24 protein-coding genes are annotated in these 21,585 nt (G+C 32.9%); 10 read left to right on the forward strand and 14 right to left on the reverse strand.

What is annotated here, in order from left to right:
- Position 1: 1 nt before the first annotated feature.
- From BTO05_RS08255 to BTO05_RS08270, 4 genes are all read right to left on the reverse strand, one after another.
- Complete coding sequence (locus BTO05_RS08255; RefSeq protein ID WP_087492207.1) at positions 2 to 499, reverse strand: gliding motility lipoprotein GldH; 498 nt, start codon at positions 497 to 499, stop codon at positions 2 to 4.
- Positions 483 to 1,670, reverse strand: coding sequence for a stage 0 sporulation family protein (locus tag BTO05_RS08260; RefSeq protein WP_087492208.1), 1,188 nt, complete (start codon positions 1,668 to 1,670; stop codon positions 483 to 485). The genes BTO05_RS08255 and BTO05_RS08260 overlap by 17 nt, the downstream gene beginning before the upstream one ends.
- Positions 1,671 to 1,825: 155 nt before the next feature.
- Positions 1,826 to 2,380 (reverse strand): hypothetical protein, encoded by a 555-nt coding sequence (locus BTO05_RS08265; protein WP_087492209.1) that lies wholly within the window; start codon positions 2,378 to 2,380, stop codon positions 1,826 to 1,828.
- 50 nt (positions 2,381 to 2,430) lie between these two features.
- On the reverse strand, positions 2,431 to 3,495 hold the full coding sequence (locus BTO05_RS08270; protein ID WP_087492210.1) for a rhodanese-related sulfurtransferase: 1,065 nt from the start codon (positions 3,493 to 3,495) through the stop codon (positions 2,431 to 2,433).
- A gap of 381 nt (positions 3,496 to 3,876) precedes the next feature.
- On the opposite strand from BTO05_RS08270, the gene recA reads away from it, so the two are divergent.
- The 4 genes from recA to BTO05_RS08290 all read left to right on the forward strand — a co-directional run bounded on the left by recA (position 3,877) and on the right by BTO05_RS08290 (position 7,501).
- Positions 3,877 to 4,884: a recombinase RecA gene (gene recA / locus BTO05_RS08275; protein WP_087492211.1), complete on the forward strand. Its 1,008-nt coding sequence runs from the start codon at positions 3,877 to 3,879 to the stop codon at positions 4,882 to 4,884.
- Positions 4,885 to 4,987: 103 nt separating this feature from the next.
- Positions 4,988 to 5,395, forward strand: a complete 408-nt coding sequence (locus BTO05_RS08280) for a hypothetical protein (RefSeq protein WP_087492212.1) — start codon at positions 4,988 to 4,990, stop codon at positions 5,393 to 5,395.
- Positions 5,396 to 5,420: 25 nt separating this feature from the next.
- Positions 5,421 to 5,963, forward strand: a complete 543-nt coding sequence (locus BTO05_RS08285) for an RNA polymerase sigma factor (RefSeq protein ID WP_087492213.1) — start codon at positions 5,421 to 5,423, stop codon at positions 5,961 to 5,963.
- Positions 5,964 to 5,965: 2 nt separating this feature from the next.
- A complete protein-coding gene (locus BTO05_RS08290) occupies positions 5,966 to 7,501 on the forward strand; it encodes an outer membrane beta-barrel protein (RefSeq protein WP_087492214.1) in 1,536 nt (511 codons plus the stop codon).
- A 99-nt stretch (positions 7,502 to 7,600) separates the two neighbouring features.
- On the opposite strand, the gene BTO05_RS08295 is transcribed toward BTO05_RS08290, so the two are convergent.
- A complete protein-coding gene (locus BTO05_RS08295; RefSeq protein ID WP_087492215.1) occupies positions 7,601 to 8,347 on the reverse strand; it encodes a lysophospholipid acyltransferase family protein in 747 nt (248 codons plus the stop codon).
- 104 nt (positions 8,348 to 8,451) lie between these two features.
- Here BTO05_RS08295 and trpS point away from each other — a divergent pair, with 104 nt between their 5' ends.
- The 3 genes from trpS (at position 8,452) to BTO05_RS08310 (ending at position 10,810) form a co-directional block, all read left to right on the forward strand.
- A complete protein-coding gene (gene trpS, locus BTO05_RS08300; RefSeq protein WP_087492216.1) occupies positions 8,452 to 9,423 on the forward strand; it encodes a tryptophan--tRNA ligase in 972 nt (323 codons plus the stop codon).
- On the forward strand, positions 9,423 to 9,734 hold the full coding sequence (locus BTO05_RS08305; RefSeq protein ID WP_087492217.1) for a hypothetical protein: 312 nt from the start codon (positions 9,423 to 9,425) through the stop codon (positions 9,732 to 9,734). The genes trpS and BTO05_RS08305 overlap by 1 nt, the downstream gene beginning before the upstream one ends.
- 62 nt (positions 9,735 to 9,796) lie before the next feature.
- Positions 9,797 to 10,810, forward strand: coding sequence for a hypothetical protein (locus tag BTO05_RS08310; RefSeq protein WP_087492218.1), 1,014 nt, complete (start codon positions 9,797 to 9,799; stop codon positions 10,808 to 10,810).
- A gap of 20 nt (positions 10,811 to 10,830) precedes the next feature.
- Here BTO05_RS08310 and dprA read toward each other — a convergent pair whose 3' ends face one another.
- A complete protein-coding gene (dprA, locus tag BTO05_RS08315) occupies positions 10,831 to 11,934 on the reverse strand; it encodes a DNA-processing protein DprA (RefSeq protein ID WP_087492219.1) in 1,104 nt (367 codons plus the stop codon).
- Positions 11,935 to 12,034: 100 nt separating this feature from the next.
- Here dprA and BTO05_RS08320 point away from each other — a divergent pair, with 100 nt between their 5' ends.
- The 3 genes from BTO05_RS08320 to BTO05_RS14255 all read left to right on the forward strand — a co-directional run bounded on the left by BTO05_RS08320 (position 12,035) and on the right by BTO05_RS14255 (position 13,840).
- The gene (locus BTO05_RS08320; protein ID WP_087492220.1) at positions 12,035 to 12,973 is read left to right on the forward strand and encodes an SPOR domain-containing protein; all 939 of its coding nucleotides are present in this window, start codon (positions 12,035 to 12,037) and stop codon (positions 12,971 to 12,973) included.
- An 84-nt stretch (positions 12,974 to 13,057) separates the two neighbouring features.
- Entirely contained in the window at positions 13,058 to 13,567 is a 510-nt protein-coding gene (locus tag BTO05_RS08325) for an acyl-CoA thioesterase (RefSeq protein WP_087492221.1), read from the forward strand.
- 57 nt (positions 13,568 to 13,624) lie between these two features.
- On the forward strand, positions 13,625 to 13,840 hold the full coding sequence (locus BTO05_RS14255; RefSeq protein ID WP_317041892.1) for a DUF6515 family protein: 216 nt from the start codon (positions 13,625 to 13,627) through the stop codon (positions 13,838 to 13,840).
- Here BTO05_RS14255 and BTO05_RS08335 read toward each other — a convergent pair.
- The 8 genes from BTO05_RS08335 to BTO05_RS08370 form a co-directional block, all read right to left on the reverse strand.
- Positions 13,837 to 15,057 carry a murein hydrolase activator EnvC family protein gene (locus BTO05_RS08335; RefSeq protein WP_087492223.1) on the reverse strand — a complete coding sequence of 407 codons (1,221 nt, stop codon included), beginning with the start codon at positions 15,055 to 15,057 and terminating at the stop codon, positions 13,837 to 13,839. The genes BTO05_RS14255 and BTO05_RS08335 overlap by 4 nt on opposite strands.
- 1 nt (position 15,058) lies before the next feature.
- Complete coding sequence (locus BTO05_RS08340) at positions 15,059 to 15,850, reverse strand: DUF4292 domain-containing protein (RefSeq protein ID WP_087492224.1); 792 nt, start codon at positions 15,848 to 15,850, stop codon at positions 15,059 to 15,061.
- 2 nt (positions 15,851 to 15,852) lie between these two features.
- A complete protein-coding gene (locus tag BTO05_RS08345; RefSeq protein ID WP_087492225.1) occupies positions 15,853 to 17,214 on the reverse strand; it encodes a tetratricopeptide repeat protein in 1,362 nt (453 codons plus the stop codon).
- Positions 17,215 to 17,307: 93 nt separating this feature from the next.
- The gene (locus BTO05_RS08350) at positions 17,308 to 18,327 is read right to left on the reverse strand and encodes a sugar phosphate nucleotidyltransferase (protein ID WP_087493316.1); all 1,020 of its coding nucleotides are present in this window, start codon (positions 18,325 to 18,327) and stop codon (positions 17,308 to 17,310) included.
- Positions 18,328 to 18,396: 69 nt separating this feature from the next.
- Positions 18,397 to 18,831, reverse strand: coding sequence for a dUTP diphosphatase (gene dut / locus BTO05_RS08355; protein ID WP_087492226.1), 435 nt, complete (start codon positions 18,829 to 18,831; stop codon positions 18,397 to 18,399).
- A 2-nt stretch (positions 18,832 to 18,833) separates the two neighbouring features.
- Positions 18,834 to 20,261 (reverse strand): polysaccharide biosynthesis C-terminal domain-containing protein, encoded by a 1,428-nt coding sequence (locus BTO05_RS08360; RefSeq protein ID WP_087492227.1) that lies wholly within the window; start codon positions 20,259 to 20,261, stop codon positions 18,834 to 18,836.
- A gap of 85 nt (positions 20,262 to 20,346) precedes the next feature.
- The gene (locus BTO05_RS08365) at positions 20,347 to 20,838 is read right to left on the reverse strand and encodes a hypothetical protein (protein ID WP_087492228.1); all 492 of its coding nucleotides are present in this window, start codon (positions 20,836 to 20,838) and stop codon (positions 20,347 to 20,349) included.
- Between the two features lie 50 nt (positions 20,839 to 20,888).
- On the reverse strand, positions 20,889 to 21,581 hold the full coding sequence (locus BTO05_RS08370; RefSeq protein ID WP_087492229.1) for a hypothetical protein: 693 nt from the start codon (positions 21,579 to 21,581) through the stop codon (positions 20,889 to 20,891).
- Positions 21,582 to 21,585 lie beyond the last annotated feature (4 nt).

Consider the following 21,585-nt stretch of genomic DNA (forward strand, 5'->3'; position numbering starts at 1 on the left):
ACTATTTATTTTCTACTCTAAAACCTACTTCTGTTATACCTTCTAAATCATCCACACCATTTACATCTCCAAACTTTCGCATAGCCTGCTGGACTTTAAAAGTGTATGTTCCTGATTCATTGAATACAAATGGAGTTTTATAGCCTTTGTACCACAATTTGTTGTCTTTTATATCCGAAAAACCTTCTCCTAAAAGTGTTCCGTCTGGCGCAGCCATTTTATACTCTAATGTATCTATAAAAGTTTTTCCATTTGGATATTCTAAACCTGTAATTAAATATAAATTACTGAATTTATAGTCGTTATTATTCCTAAGATTAACATACAAGTTATAGGTTTCAGTAGTATCAGGAGCCTCAAGATCAAACGAAATAATAGTGTCTTTATTCCATTGATTTGGCAACGATTGGTATTCATCAAAAACAGCTTTAGTATCACAGGATACTAAAAGAGTTAACGTTAAACACGCTATAAAAAAAACACTAATCTTTTTTGGCATTATTCTTAGGGTTTCGATTTCGCCTTTTGTTATTTCGGTTACGGTTCTTATTGTTTTTACGTCTGTTATTGCGTTTTGGACTATCAAAGCGCGTTAAACTATCTTGACCAACAACGTTTTCGAATTCTGTTTTAGTGTCTTCAATATGTTCTGAAGCATACTCCTCGAGGTTAGCAACTTTTTGTCCTTTTTTATTTTTTTCAATAATTTCATTAGCCTGAGCAGTAGAAAGAATGTGCCAATTCATCCATTCGCCTTCGTAGGCATACCACATCAATCCTTTAAAAATATCTGTCTTTTGGCAAACAGCTGTACCTTTTTCAGTTTGTAGTTTTTTCTCTCTTTTAGGGAAAGCTTTTAAAGCATCTAGGTAAGAGTCTAATTCATAATTTAGACAACATTTGAGTTTACCACATTGCCCAGCAAGCTTTAGAGGATTTAAAGATAATTGCTGGTAACGTGCCGCAGATGTACTAACAGATCTAAAGTCAGTCAACCAAGTAGAACAACACAATTCTCTACCACATGAGCCAATACCACCAAGCCTTGCTGCTTCTTGTCTAAAACCAACTTGACGCATTTCGATACGTGTTCTAAACTCACGCGCAAAAACCTTAATCAATTCTCTAAAATCTACACGTTCTTCAGCTGTATAGTAAAATGTGGCTTTACTTCCATCTCCTTGAAATTCGATATCTGATATTTTCATTTTAAGATTTAAGTCAATAGCAAATTGCCTTGCTTTGACCTTCATCGGTTCTTCTTTATCTCGAGCAGATGACCAGATATCAATGTCTTTTTGGGATGCTTTTCGATAGATTTTTAAGACATTCTCTTTGTCTTCTATATCGATTTTTTTTCGCTTCATTTGCACACGAACAAGCTCTCCAGTAAGTGTAACCATACCTACATCATGGCCAGATTTTGCTTGCGTAGCAACAATATCGCCAATACTTAGCGTTAAATTTTCAGTGTTTTTATAATATAGTTTTCTTCCGTTTTTAAAACGAACTTCAACACCCGAAAAAGGTTCTTGTCCGTTAGGAAGCGACATGTTGGCCAGCCAGTCAAAAACCGTGAGTTTGTTGCAGCTATCTGTACCACAAGTCCCATTGTTTTTACATCCTTTTGGTTGGCCATCTTTGCCAGTTGAGCAACTGTTACAAGCCATAATAATATGTTATATATACTTCAGAATGTTGTAAAATTCTGAAAGAAGGATTCATAAATCTTTAAGAAGTAAAGATAAAATTATTTATCGGACTTGAAGAATATTAAATAAAGAGAATAAAAAAGCCTTTATATAGAAATAAAATAAAAGCAATATCAATATCTCGTAGAGTTTTTTCCGGGAATGATAGACTTCATTTCTTTATTTGTGTTGATTGAAAATTTATAATTGAATATAATTTCACCTTTCGCTGGTTTAAAATCGACAATACCACGTAAATCCAGACCAAAGTTGTCTTTTAAGTCAAAATACCATTTTCTTGTTGGGTGTTTTAAATCTATAACATCAACTTTTCCTAGATTTCTTAAAGAAAATCCTAATGAAGACCCTTTTTGTTCTTTAGGGTAGTATGACACAAATAAATATCTTTTTTTAAGGATTGAAAAGAAAGTTATGTTATCAGTTTTGATATTAAGAATTGTGTCTTTATCTCGAATTAACACCTCATTAAAGATTATAGAATCTTTGTTTTTTGTAATTTTATTATGGTGGAGATAATATTTTTTCCCCTGTAATCTATATTTGGAATAACCATTATAATCATCAATATCTATAACATCATAATTATACAAAGGGTCTACTTGTCCAATAGCTATAGTTGCAAAAAATAAAGATATTACAACAAAAAAGACGTTTTTAGTTATACTCATTCAATTTCTGTTTTATGTAATCATGCTGATTTAGTTTAAAAAATCAAAAACTACTTCTTCAACACCTCAAATATATTTCGCAAATCCTTTTTAAAAGGCAAGTGGTCGGCACGTCCTTTTTTAAAGATGTCGTTACTATTTCCCTGTCCTTTTCGCAACGCTTTTTGCTCCTCAAATGACAATTCTATAATTTCCATACAATTGGTCGAACAGCAATTATTCATTTTTTCTTTACAATTATCACATTGGATAAAAAGTAAATGACAAGCTTCATTAGCACAATTGGTATGCATATCAGCTGGCTCTCCACATTGATGGCAGTTAGAAATTACGTCGTCTGAAATTCGCTCCGAACGACGTTGGTCAAACACAAAATTTTTACCTAGAAACTTATTTTCTAAACCTTTTGCTTCAATTTGCCGTACGTAGTTGATTATACCACCTTCAAGCTGAAATACATTTTTAAAGCCTTTGTGTTTGTAGTATGCACTTGCCTTTTCGCAACGAATACCGCCAGTACAATACATGACTAATTTTTTATCTTCTTTATGTTCTCTTAAATCTTCTTCAATTAAATCCAGAGACTCTCTAAATGTATCAACGTCTGGCGTTACAGCATTTTTAAAATGACCAATTTCACTTTCGTAATGATTACGCATATCTACCAATACGGTATTTGGGTCTTCAATGAGTTCATTAAATTTTTCGGCATTAACATGTACGCCTTTATTTGTAACATCAAAAGTGTCGTCGTTTAAACCATCAGCTACAATTTTATTTCGAACTTTTACCTTTAATTTTAAAAAGGCAAAATTATCATGCTCAACAGCAATATTTAATCTTACGTTTTCAAGAAAAGTAATGGAATCTAGGTGATTTTTAAACACTTCAAAATTATCTGCAGGAACAGAAAGCTGGGCATTAATTCCTTCGTGAGCTACGTAAATTCGCCCAAGGACGTCCATGTCGTTCCAATTTATAAACAAGTGATTTCTAAAAAGTTCGGGGTTTCCGATTTTTGCGTATTTGTAGAAAGAGATTGTCAAACGGTCTTTGCCCGCTTTTTCGATAAGTTCTGCTCTTTCTTTAGCGCTTAAGTTATTGTACAGTTGCATGCTATACTAATGTTTTAAGGTTAAAGAATTTATTTTCAGGTACAAAGGTAATTTTTTAAACGAAAAAAGCACTTTGATTTTTACCAAAGTGCTTTTTTGAGGACTAACTCGTTGTTAATATATAATTACATCATACTAGAACGAGTTAACCTGCATCAGCTTTACAACAGCCGAAAACTAAAACAGCTGCTATTTTGCCTAAAGTTTAAATGAAAATCCAATTTCTAAAATTTTTAACCTTAAACGGAAGCTTTTTCATAGCAATTTTTTCCTTTTTCAATTAGTAGATGCAGAAACTATAAAATGGTTGCGTCTTAAATTGTAATCTGTTAAAAGAAGTATTATTTTTACCTTCAAGATTAATAGCAAAAAACTGAATATATGAGTAGTGAAAAAGATGCAAAATTAAAGGCGCTTAAACTAACGCTAGACAAATTAGACAAGGCTTACGGAAAAGGAACGGTAATGAAAATGAGTGACCAAGCCATTGAAGATGTCGATGCGATTTCTTCGGGTTCGCTTGGATTAGATATTGCATTAGGCGTTGGAGGATATCCTAGAGGCAGGGTTATTGAAATATATGGCCCAGAATCTTCTGGTAAAACTACATTAACGTTGCACGCTATTGCAGAGGCGCAAAAAGCTGGAGGCATTGCTGCATTTATTGATGCTGAGCATGCTTTTGACCGGTTTTATGCCGAAAAGTTAGGTGTTGATTTAGAAAATCTAATTATTTCTCAACCAGATAACGGCGAACAAGCTCTAGAGATTGCAGACAATTTAGTACGTTCAGGCGCTATAGACATTATTGTTATAGATTCTGTAGCTGCTTTAACACCAAAAAGTGAGATTGAAGGAGAAATGGGAGATTCTAAAATGGGACTACACGCACGTTTAATGTCACAAGCGTTGAGAAAATTAACGGGGTCAATCAGTAAAACCAATTGTACGATGATTTTCATTAACCAATTACGTGAAAAAATTGGTGTTATGTTTGGAAACCCAGAAACGACTACCGGAGGAAATGCACTAAAATTTTACGCTTCTGTAAGATTGGATATAAGACGTTCTACTCAGATTAAAGATAGCAATAGCACTGTTATGGGTAACAAAACCAGAGTTAAGGTTGTAAAAAACAAAGTCGCTCCTCCTTTTAAATTAGCAGAATTTGATATTATGTATGGTCAAGGTATTTCTAAAGTTGGTGAAATCTTAGATATTGCTGTTGAGCACGATATTATAAAAAAGGCAGGGTCATGGTTTAGCTATGAAGATACAAAATTAGGTCAAGGCCGAGATGCTGTAAAGGCATTAATAAAAGATAATCCTGAATTAATGGATGAACTAGAAGAAAAAGTAAGGGCAAAAGTCAATGAAATAGAAGCCTAACAAAAAAATCCTGAAAAATTTCAGGATTTTTTTGTTTTTAGACGCAACCATTTAACCCTTTTTGCATCTTGCTTAAAGCAAGCTATAATTTTAAACTAAAAAAATGAAAAAATTACTCGTATTATTTATTTTTGGAACACTACTATCATGTGAGATTAATGATGGAAACGAAATAAACTTTGAATTGCAGATAATGTCAGTTACAGGTGTTGATATACCTGTCGAGTTTACATTAGGGGAAACCTATGAAATTACGGTTGACTATTTAAGACCTAATGGATGTCATGAATTCAATGATTTTATTATTCAGCCTAACGGAAACACAAGAACTGTAGCCGTAGTTGATACCGTCTACAACGACCCTAATTGTTCAGTAAATGCTGAAGAGGCTTCTGTATCTTTCAATTTTTTAGTACTTAGTAATGGCCCATATATTTTTCAGTTTTATCAAGGAACAGGTACAAATGGTGAAGACCAATACCTAATAGTAGAAGTGCCTGTCGTAGAATAAATATTTAACTAAATCCATCAACCACTTGAGTTTAAAAGAACTCATCAGAGACTGTAAAGAAAAGAATGCTAGTGCTCAGAGTCAATTATACAAGCTGTACGCCAGTAGACTGTTCTCCTTGTGCCTAAAGTATTCAAAAAACTACGTAGAGGCTGAAGATAATTTACAAGATGCATTTGTTACTATTTTTAATAAAATAGAACAGTATGAAAATAAAGGCTCTTTTGAAGGTTGGATGAAACGCATAGCTATTAATACTGCATTAAAGCGTTATCGAGAAGTGCAGGTTTATAGCTTAATTGATGAAAGTGCGATTGAAAATGTAGATATAGAAATTGATAATGATGAAGTAGACTTAGATTTTTTACTTCAAATTATACAAGATTTACCAGACCGTTATCGGTTGGTCTTTAACTTATATGTTATGGATGGTTTTTCACATAACGAAATTGCCAAAATGTTAGAAATATCTAATGGCACATCAAAATCAAACCTAGCACGTGCAAGGATGATTTTAAAACAAAAAATTGAAGATTATAAAGCGAGTGTAAATTCGCAATCCTTATAAAAATGAGCGATAAAAAACATATCGACAGACTGTTTCAAGAAAAGTTTAAGGACTTTGAAGTTATGCCAGACGAAAAGCTTTGGGAAGGCATTGAAGCTAGGCTTGACAAGAAAAAGAAAAAACAGCGTATTATCCCGATTTGGTGGAAATTTGGTGGCGTTGCAGCTGCACTTGTACTTATGTTTGCTATTGGTACTACTTTTAATAACACTGACGATACGCCAGTGGTTGTAGATTCTGATTCTAATAATACTGAAATAGAAAACAGTAAAAAATCAGACAAACACGCCACTTTACAAAAAGAAAATACGACTATCGCTTCAGATAACTCGAGTAAAAATGAGTCAAACAAAAAAGAAAATAATACATTAAAAAAATCTAAAGAAGTTTATTCTGAATCACCTGCCTTAAAATATAAATCTAAAGATAATTCATCTTTTGTTGCTACTCGAAATAAAACCCTACCAGAAAAACAGACTAATAAACTTTCTACTATTAACGAAACTAAGTCTAATAGAAATGTTGTTGCATCAACTTCTAATACAGACAAAAATAAAACAGAAACAGAAAACAAAGTTCAGCTTAAATCTCAAGAAGAGATTAAGGCTATTTTAGAATCTAATTCAAATACAAATAATGCTGTTGCAAAAAACAAAACAGCTAACAACAAAAGCAAAAAAAGTGAAAACAGTGAGTCTATTGAAACTATTGAAAATACTACTATAGACAAACAAAAAGAAACTGGTCAAGATATAGAAGAAGCTATTGCTGAAGCAAATACTAATAATGAAGAAGAAAAAGAAATTCGCCGGTGGAGTATTGCACCCAATGTTGCGCCGGTTTATTTTAATTCTTTAGGAGAAGGTTCTTCGCTAGATGCTCAGTTTGATTCTAATAACACCTCTAGTGATTTAAGTATGAGTTATGGTGTAAAAGGAAGTTATGCTGTAAACGAAAGGCTTAAAATCACTGCTGGAATTAATCGTGTTAGCTTTAATAACACTACTAATGATGTCATTGCGTTGTCAGATAATACGTTTTCTGCAAACGCTGCCGCAGCCTCAAGCAGATTGCAAAATGTACAACTCAATAGTGATGTTAATCATGCCTCTTTAATGCTTATTAGTCGCCCAAGAATTGCGGATAACTCGGTGCCAGAAGCTATAAATACATTACAAACCGGAAGCCTAGAACAACGTTTTGGTTTTATAGAGATTCCTTTAGAAATAGAGTATCGTCTAATAGACAAAAAACTTGGTGTAAATCTTAGCGGCGGTTTTAGTACACTATTGCTTAATGAAAATGAAATTCTTGCAGATATCAACGGCCAAAGCACTCTAATTGGCGAAGCTAACAACTTTAATAACACAAGCTTTAGTGCCAATTTTGGTGTTGGACTTGACTATAATTTATCTGAAAAGATTAATATCAATCTTGAACCAAAATTCAAGTATCAATTAAATACATTCAATAACACATCGGGGGATTTTAGACCGTTTTTTATTGGTGTGTATACAGGTTTAAGCTTTAAATTTTAGGCTTTGTTTTAGGTTTTTTTAGTTGGAGTTATTGCAAACTCAAATAAGCAATGATGGCAATAACTTGTAAAAAGTCGCTCAGTGGTTTGAGCGACTTTTTTAATTTATAAGCTTTTGGTCTTTGGATAAATCTTCTAAAATTAATGTTCTAACTGTATTATTCAAGTCTCTAGTATCATCAATAGTTAGTCCTTCTGTAATAAAAAATTTATGGATTTTAACACGCATTTTGCCTGGACTGCCACTGAAGAAAGTAAATGGAAAACGCTTTTTATTATCATAAAACGTCATTGGCACGATAGGTATTTGTTGATTAATGGCCATCCTAAAAGCACCATCTTTAAAAGTATCCAAAACAATAGATTCATCTGGTACACCACCTTCTGGAAAAATACAAATACTCAATCCCTGTTTTAATCTACGTTGTGCTCTCAAAAAAACAGCTTGTCGGCTCTTTGCGCTACTTCTATCAACTAAAATACAAGTACGTTTATAGAAAAATCCAAATAACGGAATCTTAGCTAACTCCTTTTTACCAACAAATACAAACGGATTTTTAACCGATGCTAACATTAGCATAATGTCAGTCATCGATGTATGATTAGCCACAAACATATAACTTGCTTTGGGGTCAGGTGTCTGTAGTCTTTCAAATTTGTAATTATAGCCCATGCCTACCAAAATAAACTTTGCCCAAAAACGAGCTAATTTAAAAAAGTACGGATACCATTGCTCTCTAGATATTGAGATTAATAAAAAAGGTAGTAATAGCAAAATAGGAATTGCCACAAGAACATAGAACCAGATACGGTAAAAAACCCAGAATATATATTTGAAGAATTTCATCTGCCCAAAACTAGACAAATAAATTAAATAGTATAACAGAAAAAATTACCTTTGTTTTTATAGTTTGAATTAAATAGAAATTCCTGTTTTCACAGGGAATGATTATGGCAAGAATACTAACAGGAATACAAAGTACAGGAACACCACATTTAGGTAATATTTTAGGTGCAATACTACCAGCAATTGAAAAAGCAAAAAACGAAGCTAACGATTCGTATTTATTTATTGCAGATATGCACTCGTTAACGCAAATCAAGGATGCCCAAACATTAAGACAAAACACTTACTCTACTGCTGCAACGTGGTTGGCCTTTGGTTTAGATATTGAAAAAACAATATTCTACAGACAAAGTGATGTGCCACAGGTAACAGAACTATCTTGGTATTTAAGCTGTTTTTTTCCATATCAACGTTTGACTTTAGCACATAGCTTTAAGGACAAGGCAGATAGGTTAGAAGACGTTAATGCGGGTTTGTTTACGTATCCAATGCTAATGGCCGCTGACATTTTGTTATATGATGCAGAAGTTATACCTGTTGGAAAAGACCAAGAACAACATATTGAAATGACACGAGATGTTGCATCTCGTTTTCATGCGAAGATTGGCAGTGAAACTTTTGTATTACCTAGAGCTGATGTGCAAAAAGATACCATGCTAATTCCTGGTACTGATGGTGCAAAAATGAGTAAGAGTAAAGGAAATATTATAGATATTTTTTTGCCAGAAAAGAAACTCCGTAAGCAAATCATGTCTATCCAAACAGATAGTACACCGCTTGAAGAACCAAAAGATTGGTCGACTTGTAATTGCTTTGCAATTTATAGTCTGTTAGCAGATGACAAAGCAATTACAGAAATGAAAGCCAATTACGAAAATGGCAATTACGGTTATGGTCATGCTAAACAAGCGCTTTATGAATTAGTCTTAGAACGTTTTTCGGACGCGCGAGAACGTTACAATTACTATATGGCAAACCTCAACGAAGTTAATGCTGCCTTAAAAGTTGGTGCAGAAAAAGCTGGAAATGTTGCTAATAATGTGTTAAAACGTGTTCGTGAAAAAGTTGGGTATTAATGAAAATAGCACCTGTAAATAGAGGCTTTTTACTTATTGGTGTCACACTAACTTTCTTATTAATTATTATTACTTACATTCCGTGGGAAAATTCGAACTACAATGGATTACCAGATTGTTTTTTAGAAATGATTCCAATCAAAATTTTTGAATTTTTAACAATACCTTCTGGTTATATTTTAGATACTTTTTTTCAAGAAAATCAATTCCTAATAACTGTCATACTAATCCACTTACTAAATCTTATTATTTACGGCTTTTTTATAGAAAGGATTCTTACTTTTTTTATTGATAGAATAAAATCCGCATAGCCTCAAACAATATCATAGAAATTCTTAAGTTTATTTGATATAAATCTATAAAGCATCATTTAATGATTCGTTTTTTATTAAAAGCACAAACATTTTGTTTTTTAGCTATTTGTTTTTTTCATAGTAATCTAACTGCGCAAAACAACAATTATGAAGTCTATCATAAAAGCCTTAATAAGGCAAAAAGCTTTAAAAGTCTTGACTCTACCGTGTTTTATTTCAAAAAAGCCTTTAAAGCTGCAGATCCTTTTTCAAAGGATCTAAAAAGTTTAGCCTTCTATTATTACAAAAATAATGACTTAAAAAACGCTGATTTTTATTTTTTAAAGTCAATCGCTTATGGCTATCAGTTTGAGGATGATAAAAACTTTAAAAAACTACCTTATAAAGTTAACTATCAAAATGGGTTTTTATTTAAATATGAAAACTCAGAAAGTCCGTATGCTAATTTTATAAAAACAATGGCTACACGGAATGAAAAAGAGATGAGGAAAAGTCGAAAAAAATTTCTCAGTACTGTAGACCTCGTTCAAGATGAAACTTATGAGGTTTTATTACAAAACGAATATTACTTTCAGCAAGTAAGATTAAAAATATTACCAAAAAAAGATATAAATCAGACAGAATATAAAACAGTAGCTAAATATCTTGGTTCTGGTAATAGTTACATGATGTTAGATTTATTAAAAACAAATAAATTTCCTAACAGAAGATATGTCTCTCGTTTTAGTGACCAATCAATAAATATGTTACTTAATCATGCTGTCGCAGCATTTATAAATAAAGATGATGCAAAAGAGTTTATTGATTTATTATGGTCTGAAGTTGAAAGAGGAAATATAACACCTTACGATTATGCGAAAGCTTATGACCATTACGTAAATTGGTATATCGATAACGAATCTACTTATTATGGAACCACACTTTATATGCCTGAAGGCTATGACAATATGGTATACATGAATGTATTATTTCCTAAAAAGCTCAACGAATTAAGAAACGATATTTGGCTTATAAGTATTGAAGAAATATCGTCTAAAACAGGCTTTCATTTGCCTTTGAATTACAAGAAATAGAATCCGATTTTCTTAATAATTTAAATGACCTCAAACAACTTACCTGGCAAAGGTCTAACTACACCTTTTAGCTCCATATTAAGTAATAGTCCTGCAAGCTTATAAGTTGGCATATTACAGTTTAGCGCGATTACGTCTAAAAGTTCCTTGTCGTTTTCTTTTAAGTAGTTATAGATTATTTTTTCATTAGGTTCTAACTCTATAAATAGTTGTTTTTGTACAGCAGGTTTTTGTTTCTGCTCTAATTCCCAACCTAATAAGTATGGGACATCCAAAGGATTTGATAATAAATGAGCTTGATTGGCTTTAATCAGATTATTACAACCAACACTTTGACTATCAGTTGTTCTACCTGGAACAGCAAAAACATCGCGATTATAAGAATTAGCAATATCTGCAGTTACTAAACTTCCGCCCTTTTCTGCAGATTCTATAACAATTGTTGCTTCGCTAAGACCAGCAATGATGCGATTTCGCTTTAAGAAATTGTTTCTATCAAATGTATCTGTACTCCAAAAGTCAGTGAAAAATCCGCCATGTCTTTCGACATCACTCATGTATTTTTTATGAACTTTAGGGTAGATTTGATTTAAGCCATGTGCTAAACAACCAACTGTCTGCAAATTATGTTTCAATGCAGCTTTATGAGCTGTAATATCTGTCCCATAAGCAAAGCCCGAAATGATTACTGGGTCGTATGGTGCTAATTCTTCAACTAATTTTTCGCAAAAAGCTATGCCGCTTGTTGTTATTTTTCTTGCACCAACAACACTAATTATGTGTTTATTATCAAGATTAATATTCCCTGATTGAAATAAAAGTAAAGGTCCATCAATACAGTGTTTTAACCGTTCAGGATAGCTGTCATCCGTAAAATACGAATAAGCTACATTATTTTCTTTTATGAATCTTAATTCATTTTTAGCTTCTTCAAAGTGAATGCCATCAAACAAACCTTCAATAGTTACCGTACCAATCCCATCGATTTTTAGAATATTACTTTTCTTTTCTCTAAAAACAGCTTCTGCACTTCCACAATGCGCTATTAGCTTTTTAGCGGTGGTTGAACCTATTTTAGGAACATGTTGTAGCGCCAAAATATTTATGAGTTGGTCTTCGGTCATTTAAATTTCATATAAACTTTAAAAATACCATTTTTTACGATGTTAATAAATTAGTACATCATAAGGTTAATGGGAAACAAAATTTTATAAATTTGTGTATATGCAGTTAGAAATTTACATCAGCGATTTATTATACAGATACGATTGTGTTACCGTGCCCGATTTTGGTGCGTTTTTAACAAGTCGCGTATCTGCTAAAATACACGAGTCGACACACACATTTTATCCGCCAAAAAAAGTATTGTCTTTTAATGAGCAACTTCAAAATAACGACGGCCTTTTAGCGAACTATATTGCAGAAGTTGAAAAAGTACCCTATCAAGTCGCTGTAGAAAAAATATCTAAGCAAGTCAAAGCCTTAAAATCTTATTTGATTGAAGGCGAAACTATTTCTTTTAATCATATCGGAGACTTATTACTAAATACAGAAGGTAGTATTGTCTTTAATCCATCTTATCATATCAATTATTTGACGGATGCTTTTGGCCTATCTCATTTTAATAGTATAGATATTACTCGAGAAGTTTTAAAACAAGAGGTCGAAGCTATTGAAGAAAAGGCAGCGATTGTTTTAACACCAGAAAAACGTTCTAGCAATTGGCTTAAATATGCTGCGGCAGCAGTAATAATTTTAGGCTTAGGTGGTTTAGGTACTAGTAAAATATATAATGATTCTATAAACAAACAAAACCAAGTTGCACAACAAGAAGCTAATACACAAATTGAGGCCGAAATACAAGAAGCAACATTTTTTATTAGTAATCCATTACCAGCAGCTACATTTTCAGTAGAAAAACAAATAGGTAATTATCATATTGTAGCTGGCGCATTCAGAATTGAAGCCAACTCTGATAAAAAAGTAGAACAACTAAAAGCCTTGGGTTATAAAGCTCGTAAAATTGGTGCAAATCGCTTTGGCTTACATCAGGTTGTATATTCTAGTTATGAAACTAGATCTGAAGCACAACGCGCTATGTACGGCATTAGAAAAGCACATAATAAAGACGCGTGGTTGTTGGTGCAAGATCTGAATAAATAATTTATTCTATTTAGTTAAAACTTAAGCTAAGTTAATCACCACTTCCTACTTTTTAATTTACCTTTGTCGTGAATTAAATATCTTATGGAAGCAAGAACAGCATTTCAATCAAAAACTATTGTTACAGACCTCGTTTTACCGAGTGAAACAAATCCATTAAATAATCTTTTTGGAGGAGAACTTTTAGCGCGTATGGATCGCTCTGCAAGTATCGCAGCACGTCGTCATTCTCGTAGAATTGTGGTTACTGCTTCTGTAAATCATGTAGCTTTTAACCGTTCTGTTCCTGTTGGAAGTGTTGTGACTATTGAGGCTAAAGTATCTAGAGCTTTTACATCGTCTATGGAAGTATATATGGACGTATGGATTGAGGATCGAGAATCTGGTGAATGCATCAAAGCCAATGAAGCTATATATACTTTTGTAGCAGTTGACGAAACTGGTAGACCTGTAAAAGTACCTGAATTAATACCAGAAACTGAATTAGAAAAAGAACGTTTTAATGCTGCCTTGAGACGTAAACAATTGAGTTTAGTTATTGCTGGAAAAATGAAGGCTTCAGATGCTACCGAACTAAAAGCTTTATTTGAGTAATTAAACTTATTTGCTTTTTTATAGTCTTATTCATTATTAAACCTAAATCTTTTAATGATGAAGAATCTCTTTTTTTTATTTGGCTTTCTCCTATTACTAAATCTTAATTCTTGTGCACGACGCGTTGTGGTTAGGCAACCTACTAATGTAACAGTAATCAAAACTTTACCTCGAAATTATAAAATAGTGCGTGTAAACGGAAAACGGTATTATACTTGGAACGGAAGGCGTTATAAAAAAACCAGAAATGGTTATGTCGTTGTTACTCTCTAATTTTTAGAGAGCCAATATTCAGGATTTTGAGTTGCATCATTTTTATAGACTCTAAAGCCCAATAGGGTTTCTCCAGTTTGTTTATTGGTAAATGCTTCTCCAATCACTTGACCTGTCTCAATTTTATCGCCCGACTTTACATTGATTTTAGACATGTTCATATACACTGTAATGTAACTACCATGGCTAATCATTACAGCTGGATTAGCATTTTTTATGACCATGATTTTATAAACTTCACCTTTAAAAACAGCCTTAACCTTTTCGTTCTTCTCCGTAGAGATGTAAATACTTTTGTAATTCTGTTTTACTGCTTTGTCAGTAATTGAACGTTGTAATCCATATTTACTTTTTATGACACCTCTGTCAACCGGCCAACGCAACTTACCTTTATTAGACTCAAAATTGGCAGCTAACTTCTTTGCTGCAGGTGTTAATACAAACTTACCTGTAGATGTCTTTTTTCCAGCTTTTTTATTTGAAGCTGCAATAGCTTCTCGAATCAATCGGTTTATTTCTTTGTCTATTCGGTCAGCTTCTTGTCGTTTTTTACGAATTTCGGCAGTATGCTTTTTGATGTCTTTACGAATAAGCACCATCAAATCTTGTTGGATTTTCATCTCAGACTCTAAAGCTATTTTTGCCTTTCTGTTTTCTGCGACAAGCTTTTTCTTTATCTCTTTTTGTTTTGATAGTTCTAAATTAAGATTCTGTAAATCTTGTGTTTTTGCTTTTATATCTTCAGCTTGTTTTTTCTGATATGCTTTGTATTGATTGATGTATTGAAGACGCTTATATGCCTGTTTAAAATTGTCAGAAGACAATAGAAACATCACTTTACTTTGCTCAGATTTACTTTTATAGGACTTTACAACCATTTTAGCATAATCTTCTTTTAGCTCTTTTAATTGGTCTCTGAGCTGCGTAATTTCTTTTTGATTACTATTAATGTCGCGTGTCAATTGATTGGCTTGTTCATTAGAGACCTTAATCAAATTTTGACGTACTCTAATTTTGTAGTTGACATCTTCGACTTGAGAAACAACAGATTTCTCCTTTGTTTTATTGGCTCTGTTTATAGAATTTAGTTGCGATATTTCTTTTAAAAGACGTTGACGTTTGGCCTCTAGCTGCTTTTGTTTTTCGCTTTGTGCTGAAACAAATGAAACAGAAAACAATGTCAGTATTGCAATTATAAAAAGACTTTTTAATCGCATATTATTTCAATTCAATTTCTTTATAACCTGAAGGAATTCTGAAAGGAAAACGCACTTCTCCGTTAAGTGTTACAGATCTAATTTCCATATCTATCAAAGCTTCATCAGTATCTTCTACAGCAATAATTTTTATCTCTTTGGGGATAACATTCTTCTCGATATCTTGATATGATTTATAATCAACTTGAAGAAATCTTCGCTTTACAGATTGTGCCATCTGTAAAGAGTTTAGCTTAAAATGTGATGCATTCATCAAGTAAAATAACTCTAATAACACATCTTGTTTTTGAGGTTGAAGGACATAAGAGTTATCCTGAATATTTACATCATGAGGTTGTGCCTTTAAATCATAAATTGCTTGTCCCATAAGTATGTTTTGGACTTTCTGAAAGTCTAATTCAAAACCTACAAAATCACTTAATAATTGATAATTGCCATCAAAATAAGTATTGTCAGTTTTGTTATAAAACTGAACTTGGTCTGGCGTAATCTTCATACGTGCTAAACCTAATGGCGCGCTTAACCATATAACTTCATCTTTTTGCATACGTAGATTAAAGGTTGCACCTTGAGTTTTTTCGCCTTGTGTAATATCTATTTTAGCTCTGGCTTGTAGTGTTTTAAAATCTACGTTATTCTTTTTATGAGCTTTAATCAGTTGTTTAGACGTTAGCTTTGAACTAGCCTCACCTGTAGAAGCAATTGCTTTTGCTGACTTACAACCTGAAACACTGATTGTTAGCAGCGCTAAAATGAGAATTGAAGTAAACTTGTATTTGATAAATTGCTTCATTGTTATTTCTGTGCTTTTATGGCTTGTGCCTTTTTAGCAAACGCTTTAGACTTTGTATTATTATTAGTAAGCTTATATGCTTCACTAAGTTGAGTGTAAAAATCACGTTCCATTACTGGGTTTTCGACCAAGAAATCAAGTCCCATTTCTAAGCTATCAATTGCTTTTTTAGGCTCGTTAATATTGATGTTTGAAACACCATTAAGTAAGTATAAAATAGGCTGAGCTGGATATAATTCTAAAGCATTTTCGCTTTGCTTTAAAGCTTCATTAAATTGTTTAAGTTCGATATGTAACAAAATAACATCTCTCAATAATTTAAAATCACTTGGGTTTTGCTTTAATGCTTCTTTATAATTTTTAAGTGCTTTTTGCTTATCTCCTGTTTTTAAATAATAAGTGCCTAAATTTGATAGTGATTCTGCATCCTTTTCAGTATCTACATTGTCAGTTGCTTCAATTAAATCCTTTTGATATTCTGGATTTTTTTCTACAAAATCAACAAAATCCTGAAGTACTTTTGACTTTACTTTATCATCAATTTCAGGAGTGTTTAAAATCAATTTCATAGATGAAACAGCTTTTTCTATCTCGTTATCATCTAGATAAAACTTGTATAATGCCAGATGCACTAATTTAGATTCTGGCTTAATTTCTAATAACTCTTTTGCTGCATCAAAAGCTTTTTTAGTCTTACCAGTTTGACTGTATCTGTAAATAAGTTGCAAATGATTATTCTCGTTATTTGGGTCAGCAACAATACGCTCTTTAAGATTATCAATGCGGTCACCAGCATCACCTGTTTTACTATAAATTGTATTGCGCATTTGGTCTCTAACCTCGTTTGTACCTAATGTTTGGTCTAACTCGTCAAGCACCTTTAAAGCTTGATTATACTTTTCTTTTTGAATGTAAATCGTTGCCAAATCCATTTTATAATCAGGATGGTATTTGACTAATTGTTTGACCGTTTTTATAGCATTATCGAAATCGTCCTGCTTATAATACACGTCATATAGCTCGTCTAAAAACCACTCGTTATCTGGTTGCATTGAGATGGCTTTTTTAAGAGCCTGTTCTGCCGCTCCAAAATTATTAAGTGCATTATGGTTTTTACCTAACTCAAAATATATAACCGGCTTTGTATCATCTATATCTAAGCATTTTTCAAGAGCTACGATAGCACGTTCATAGTTTTCAATACCTTTTTGTTTCAGTGCTTCAAAGAAATTTTCTTGATAGTCGTCAGTAACATTTCCTAAATCGTCTTCAGGTTCGTCTCCTAGTTTGTTTTGGGCCAACGTAAATATTGGTACCAGAAGAAGTACAGTTAAAAGACTAAATATTTTGGATTTAAAGTTCATGTTTTAGATTCTTCGCTTTGCTCTGAATGACAAATCAACTTTCAAAAGTTATTCAAAATTACAATTAACGAGATTCCTTTTTTTTAAGGACTATTATTCCATTTGTGTATAATCACCAATACTAATTTTGGTAAACTCACCATTATATTTAACGTGATTACCAATCATGGCCTCGTCTAATGTAGCGTTTTTAATAGTAGTTTGCATCTGAATTAAGCTATTTTTAACGACTGAATTTTCGATAGTTGTATCATTTCCGATAGACACATTTGGTCCAATTGTACTATCTTTCAAAACTACATTTTCGCCAATAAAGCAAGGTTCTATGATATTTGAATTTTCAAGATTTACAGAATCGTGAACTAATGTTTCTTCGCCATCTGACTTTAAAAACCCTAGCATTTTTGTGTTAGTTTCAAGAGTCACGGCTTTGTTTCCGCAGTCCATCCATTCGTCAACTGTTCCGGTTTTGAAGACTCTTCCATCCGCCATCATACGTTTAATACCGTCATTAATCTGGTATTCGCCACCATTCATAACGTTTTCATCTAACACTTCTTGAAGCTTCGATTTTAAAACAGCTACATCTTTAAAATAGTAGATTCCAATAACGGCTTGGTCACTTACAAAGGTTTCTGGTTTTTCTAAAAGTTCTACTATTTCTTGTTCGTCATTTAGCTTTACTACACCATAGGCTTCAGGATTCGCCACACGTTTTGTCCAAATAACACTATCGGCTTCTGGGTCTAAATCAAACTCAGCACGAATCAACGTATCTGCATAAGCAATTACTGCTGGACCAGATAAAGATGGCTCAGCACTCATTATAGCATGTCCTGTGCCTAAAGGTTGGTCTTGCCTGTAAATTGATGCTTTTGCGCCTAAGCCCTCGGCTAATTGCTTTAAGCTCGTTACAACATCATCTCCAAAAAAAGCTGGATCACCAAGTACAAATGCGATTTCTTCAATAGGTTGTTTTAAAACCTTTGCTATATCTTTTACTAACCTGTGAACTATTGGCTGACCTGCAACCGGAATTAATGGTTTTGGTACTGTTAAACTGTGCGGTCTAAGTCGTGAACCTCGACCTGCCATTGGTACTATTATTTTCATATAATGTTGATTCGTTTTTTTTAATTGTTTAGTTGAGATTCTTCGCTTTGCTCTGAATGACAATACAAATTATTTTACACCAGTGCTTCCAAAACCACCTTCACCTCGAGATGTTTCAGAAAGCTCATTAACTTCTTCCCATTCTGCACGTTCGTGTTTTGCAATGACTAATTGTGCGATGCGTTCTCCATTTTCAATTACAAAATCTTCGTTCGATAGATTGACTAAAATTACACCTATTTCTCCTCTATAATCGGCATCAACTGTTCCGGGCGCATTGAGTACTGTAATCCCTTTTTTTGCCGCAAGACCACTTCTTGGTCTAACTTGGGCTTCAGTACCAATGGGCAATTCAATGAATAAGCCTGTTTTTACAATGGTGCGCTCCAAAGGTTTTAAAGTTATTGGCTCTGTAATATTTGCACGTAAGTCCATACCTGCTGAAGCTATGGTTTCGTAATGAGGTAAGTCGTGATTGGACTTGTTTATTATTTTAATATTCATGATTACTTTTTTAATAAGTTTTTTAGGTCGTTTTTTTCTAGTAAAACAACTATAAAAACAAAGACACACAAAAATACAGTTCCTATTAAAATATCTCTATCAAATTGGTAATAACTTAAAAATGAAATCAGAGTTCCTCCTACTAAATACAAAACTATTCTTTTGAAATCGTAAGGTACAGGATAATGCTTTCTGCCCAAGGCAACAGAGATGAACATCATTAGTCCATAAGCTAAAAGCGTTGCATAGGCACAAGCCATAAAGCCTAATTTTGGAATGAATACGATATTGAACCCTATCGTAATTACTGCACCAATTAAAGAAATATACATACCGTAACGCGTCTTGTCTGTGAGTTTGTACCAAATGGAAAGGTTATGATAAATACCTAAACACAAGTTTGCTAATAATACAATTGGCACAATGTCTAGAGCGAGTAAATAGCTTTCCTTTTCAATGAAAAAAGGTCTTAATAAATCTATATATACAGTAACTACAATCAGACCCAAGGTTCCTACAATTGTAAAGTATTTTAAGATTGTTGCATAAGTTCCCTTAGCGTTTGCCTTGTCTGAATGGTTAAAGAAAAATGGCTCTGCTCCCATTCTAAAAGCTTGAATAAAAAGCGTCATAAACACCGCTAACTTATAACACGCACTATAGGCGCCATTGATATATTCGCTCTCCATCTCGGGAAGTAACCATTTGTCTAGATTCTCATTAACGACAAATGCCAAACCAGCAACCATTATTGGCAATCCGTAATTAATAAGTTGCTTAAAAATACTTTTATCAAATATGAATTTAGTTTTAAACATATATGGCAAAACCATAAGTAAAACAAAACCACTTGCTGCTAGGTTCGCTATAAAAATATACTCCACAGGATTACTAACACTAAATAGCTTTCTTAGTGTTTCTGAACCATAAGTAACTGATAGAAACAAAACATTTAAAACGACAATAATTAATACATTAACAAGCTTTAGTGCTGCGAATTTTATTGGCCTTCCTGTAACTCGTAGATAGGCAAATGGAATAACAACCAAAGTGTCAATCAAGGTTATTGAAACTAATAGATTATAAAAATCGGTATTGATTCTTAGTGTTTGAGAAATAACATCTCTAAAGACAAAGAAAACAATTCCAAAAACAAACGTAGTTGTCAAAATAGAGATTAATGACGTAGATAGAACCTTATCCTTCTCTTTTTGTTTACTGAAAAATCTAAAGAAAGAGGTTTCTAATCCATAGGTCAAGACTACATTAAAAAATGCCGCTACAATATAGAATTCTGTGTTTTCTGAATAACCTTCGTTTGGTAATACATCTGTATGCAAACGAACTAACAGGAAATTAATTAGGCGAGGCAAAACAATTGCCAATCCATAAATAATTGTGTCTTTAAAAAACTTTTGAAGTACGCTCAAATCCTATAAATAATGCTCTAAAATACTGTTTTAAAACAAAAAAACCTCACTGTTATTGTGAGGTTTTAATTATATAATCTAATAGTTAATTTTTATTTGGAAGCGTAGACATTGGTAACGCATCGGTTTGTCGCTCAATAATATTACCTATTTTATAGTATTTTGTTTTTCCGTCTACAGTATAACTAACAACACACTCGTTATCGTTTAGTGTAAATGGAAAATTCTCATCATTTCCTTTATCACTACTAGCAGTTTCAAAATTATACTTTTCAGTATTTGAAGTTGACAAAAAACGTCCTATAAATAACTGTTTGTTACTTGGCTTTGTCTCTAAATTAGAAATCTTTCCTCTAAAGTAAACACTATCTAAAACTAAATCATTTGATTTTGTTTCAATAAAAATATTGGTGCCTGAGCCTCCTCCTTTTACACCAGCAACCCAGCTTTGGCAGTATACTTCTCCAAAATCAGTAGGTGCCTCTTTCTGTAGTTCCATAGTACTTGCGCATTGAGAGAAGCTAACAGAAATAATTGCTAGAGATAAAAATCTAAATGTTTTACGTATAAATTTCATAATGAAAGCTTTTGTAATAACTATACTATTTCAATAGCCATACCAATATATTAATTAGTGTCAAAAGACCAAATCTGCCCGATGGTTTTTACGCCAGAGTCATCGATTGAATCTACACGCCAAAAATACGTATTTCCTGCTGTTGTAGTTACGTTAGCACTATCAGAAGTTAGTCCTGCAGTTTCTAAAGGTGGATCTGTAGCTAGTCCAAAATACAAGTCATACGTTAATGTATCTCCTACATCAGTATCGCCACCAACCCATTTAAGGTTTACAGTTCCTGCTGAAACTGTACTTTCATCAGCTGGTTCATCTACTGCAGCTGTAAAAGGTGCATAATTAGTAATACCTGGTCCAGAGGTAAAAAATGCTAAGGTTGTTGAAGCTTCTGATTCTTGTCCTTCAGAATCAAATGCAGTGACATTCCAATAATAAGCAACACCTTGTTGGAGCGTTATCGTAATACTGGTATTAGACGTTGTTCTGTTCTCGACAACATTATTAAGGTCTCTATCTGTTGCAATAATAACTCTATAAGTGATTGCATCTCCGTCTGCATCTGAAGAAGCATTCCATTGAAAATTTATAGTGTTGTCAATACATAATAAATCTGCAGTTGGAAACGTAACTTGAGTTACCCTAGTTGGTGCAGAATTTGCTGGTGGACCATCATCTCCACCGCCACATGCAACTAATAGTAGTATCGAAAATAATGATGCTATTAATCTTATTTCTTTTTTCATCTTT

The sequence above is a fragment of the Winogradskyella sp. PC-19 genome, assembly GCF_002163855.1.
Classification (GTDB): domain Bacteria; phylum Bacteroidota; class Bacteroidia; order Flavobacteriales; family Flavobacteriaceae; genus Winogradskyella.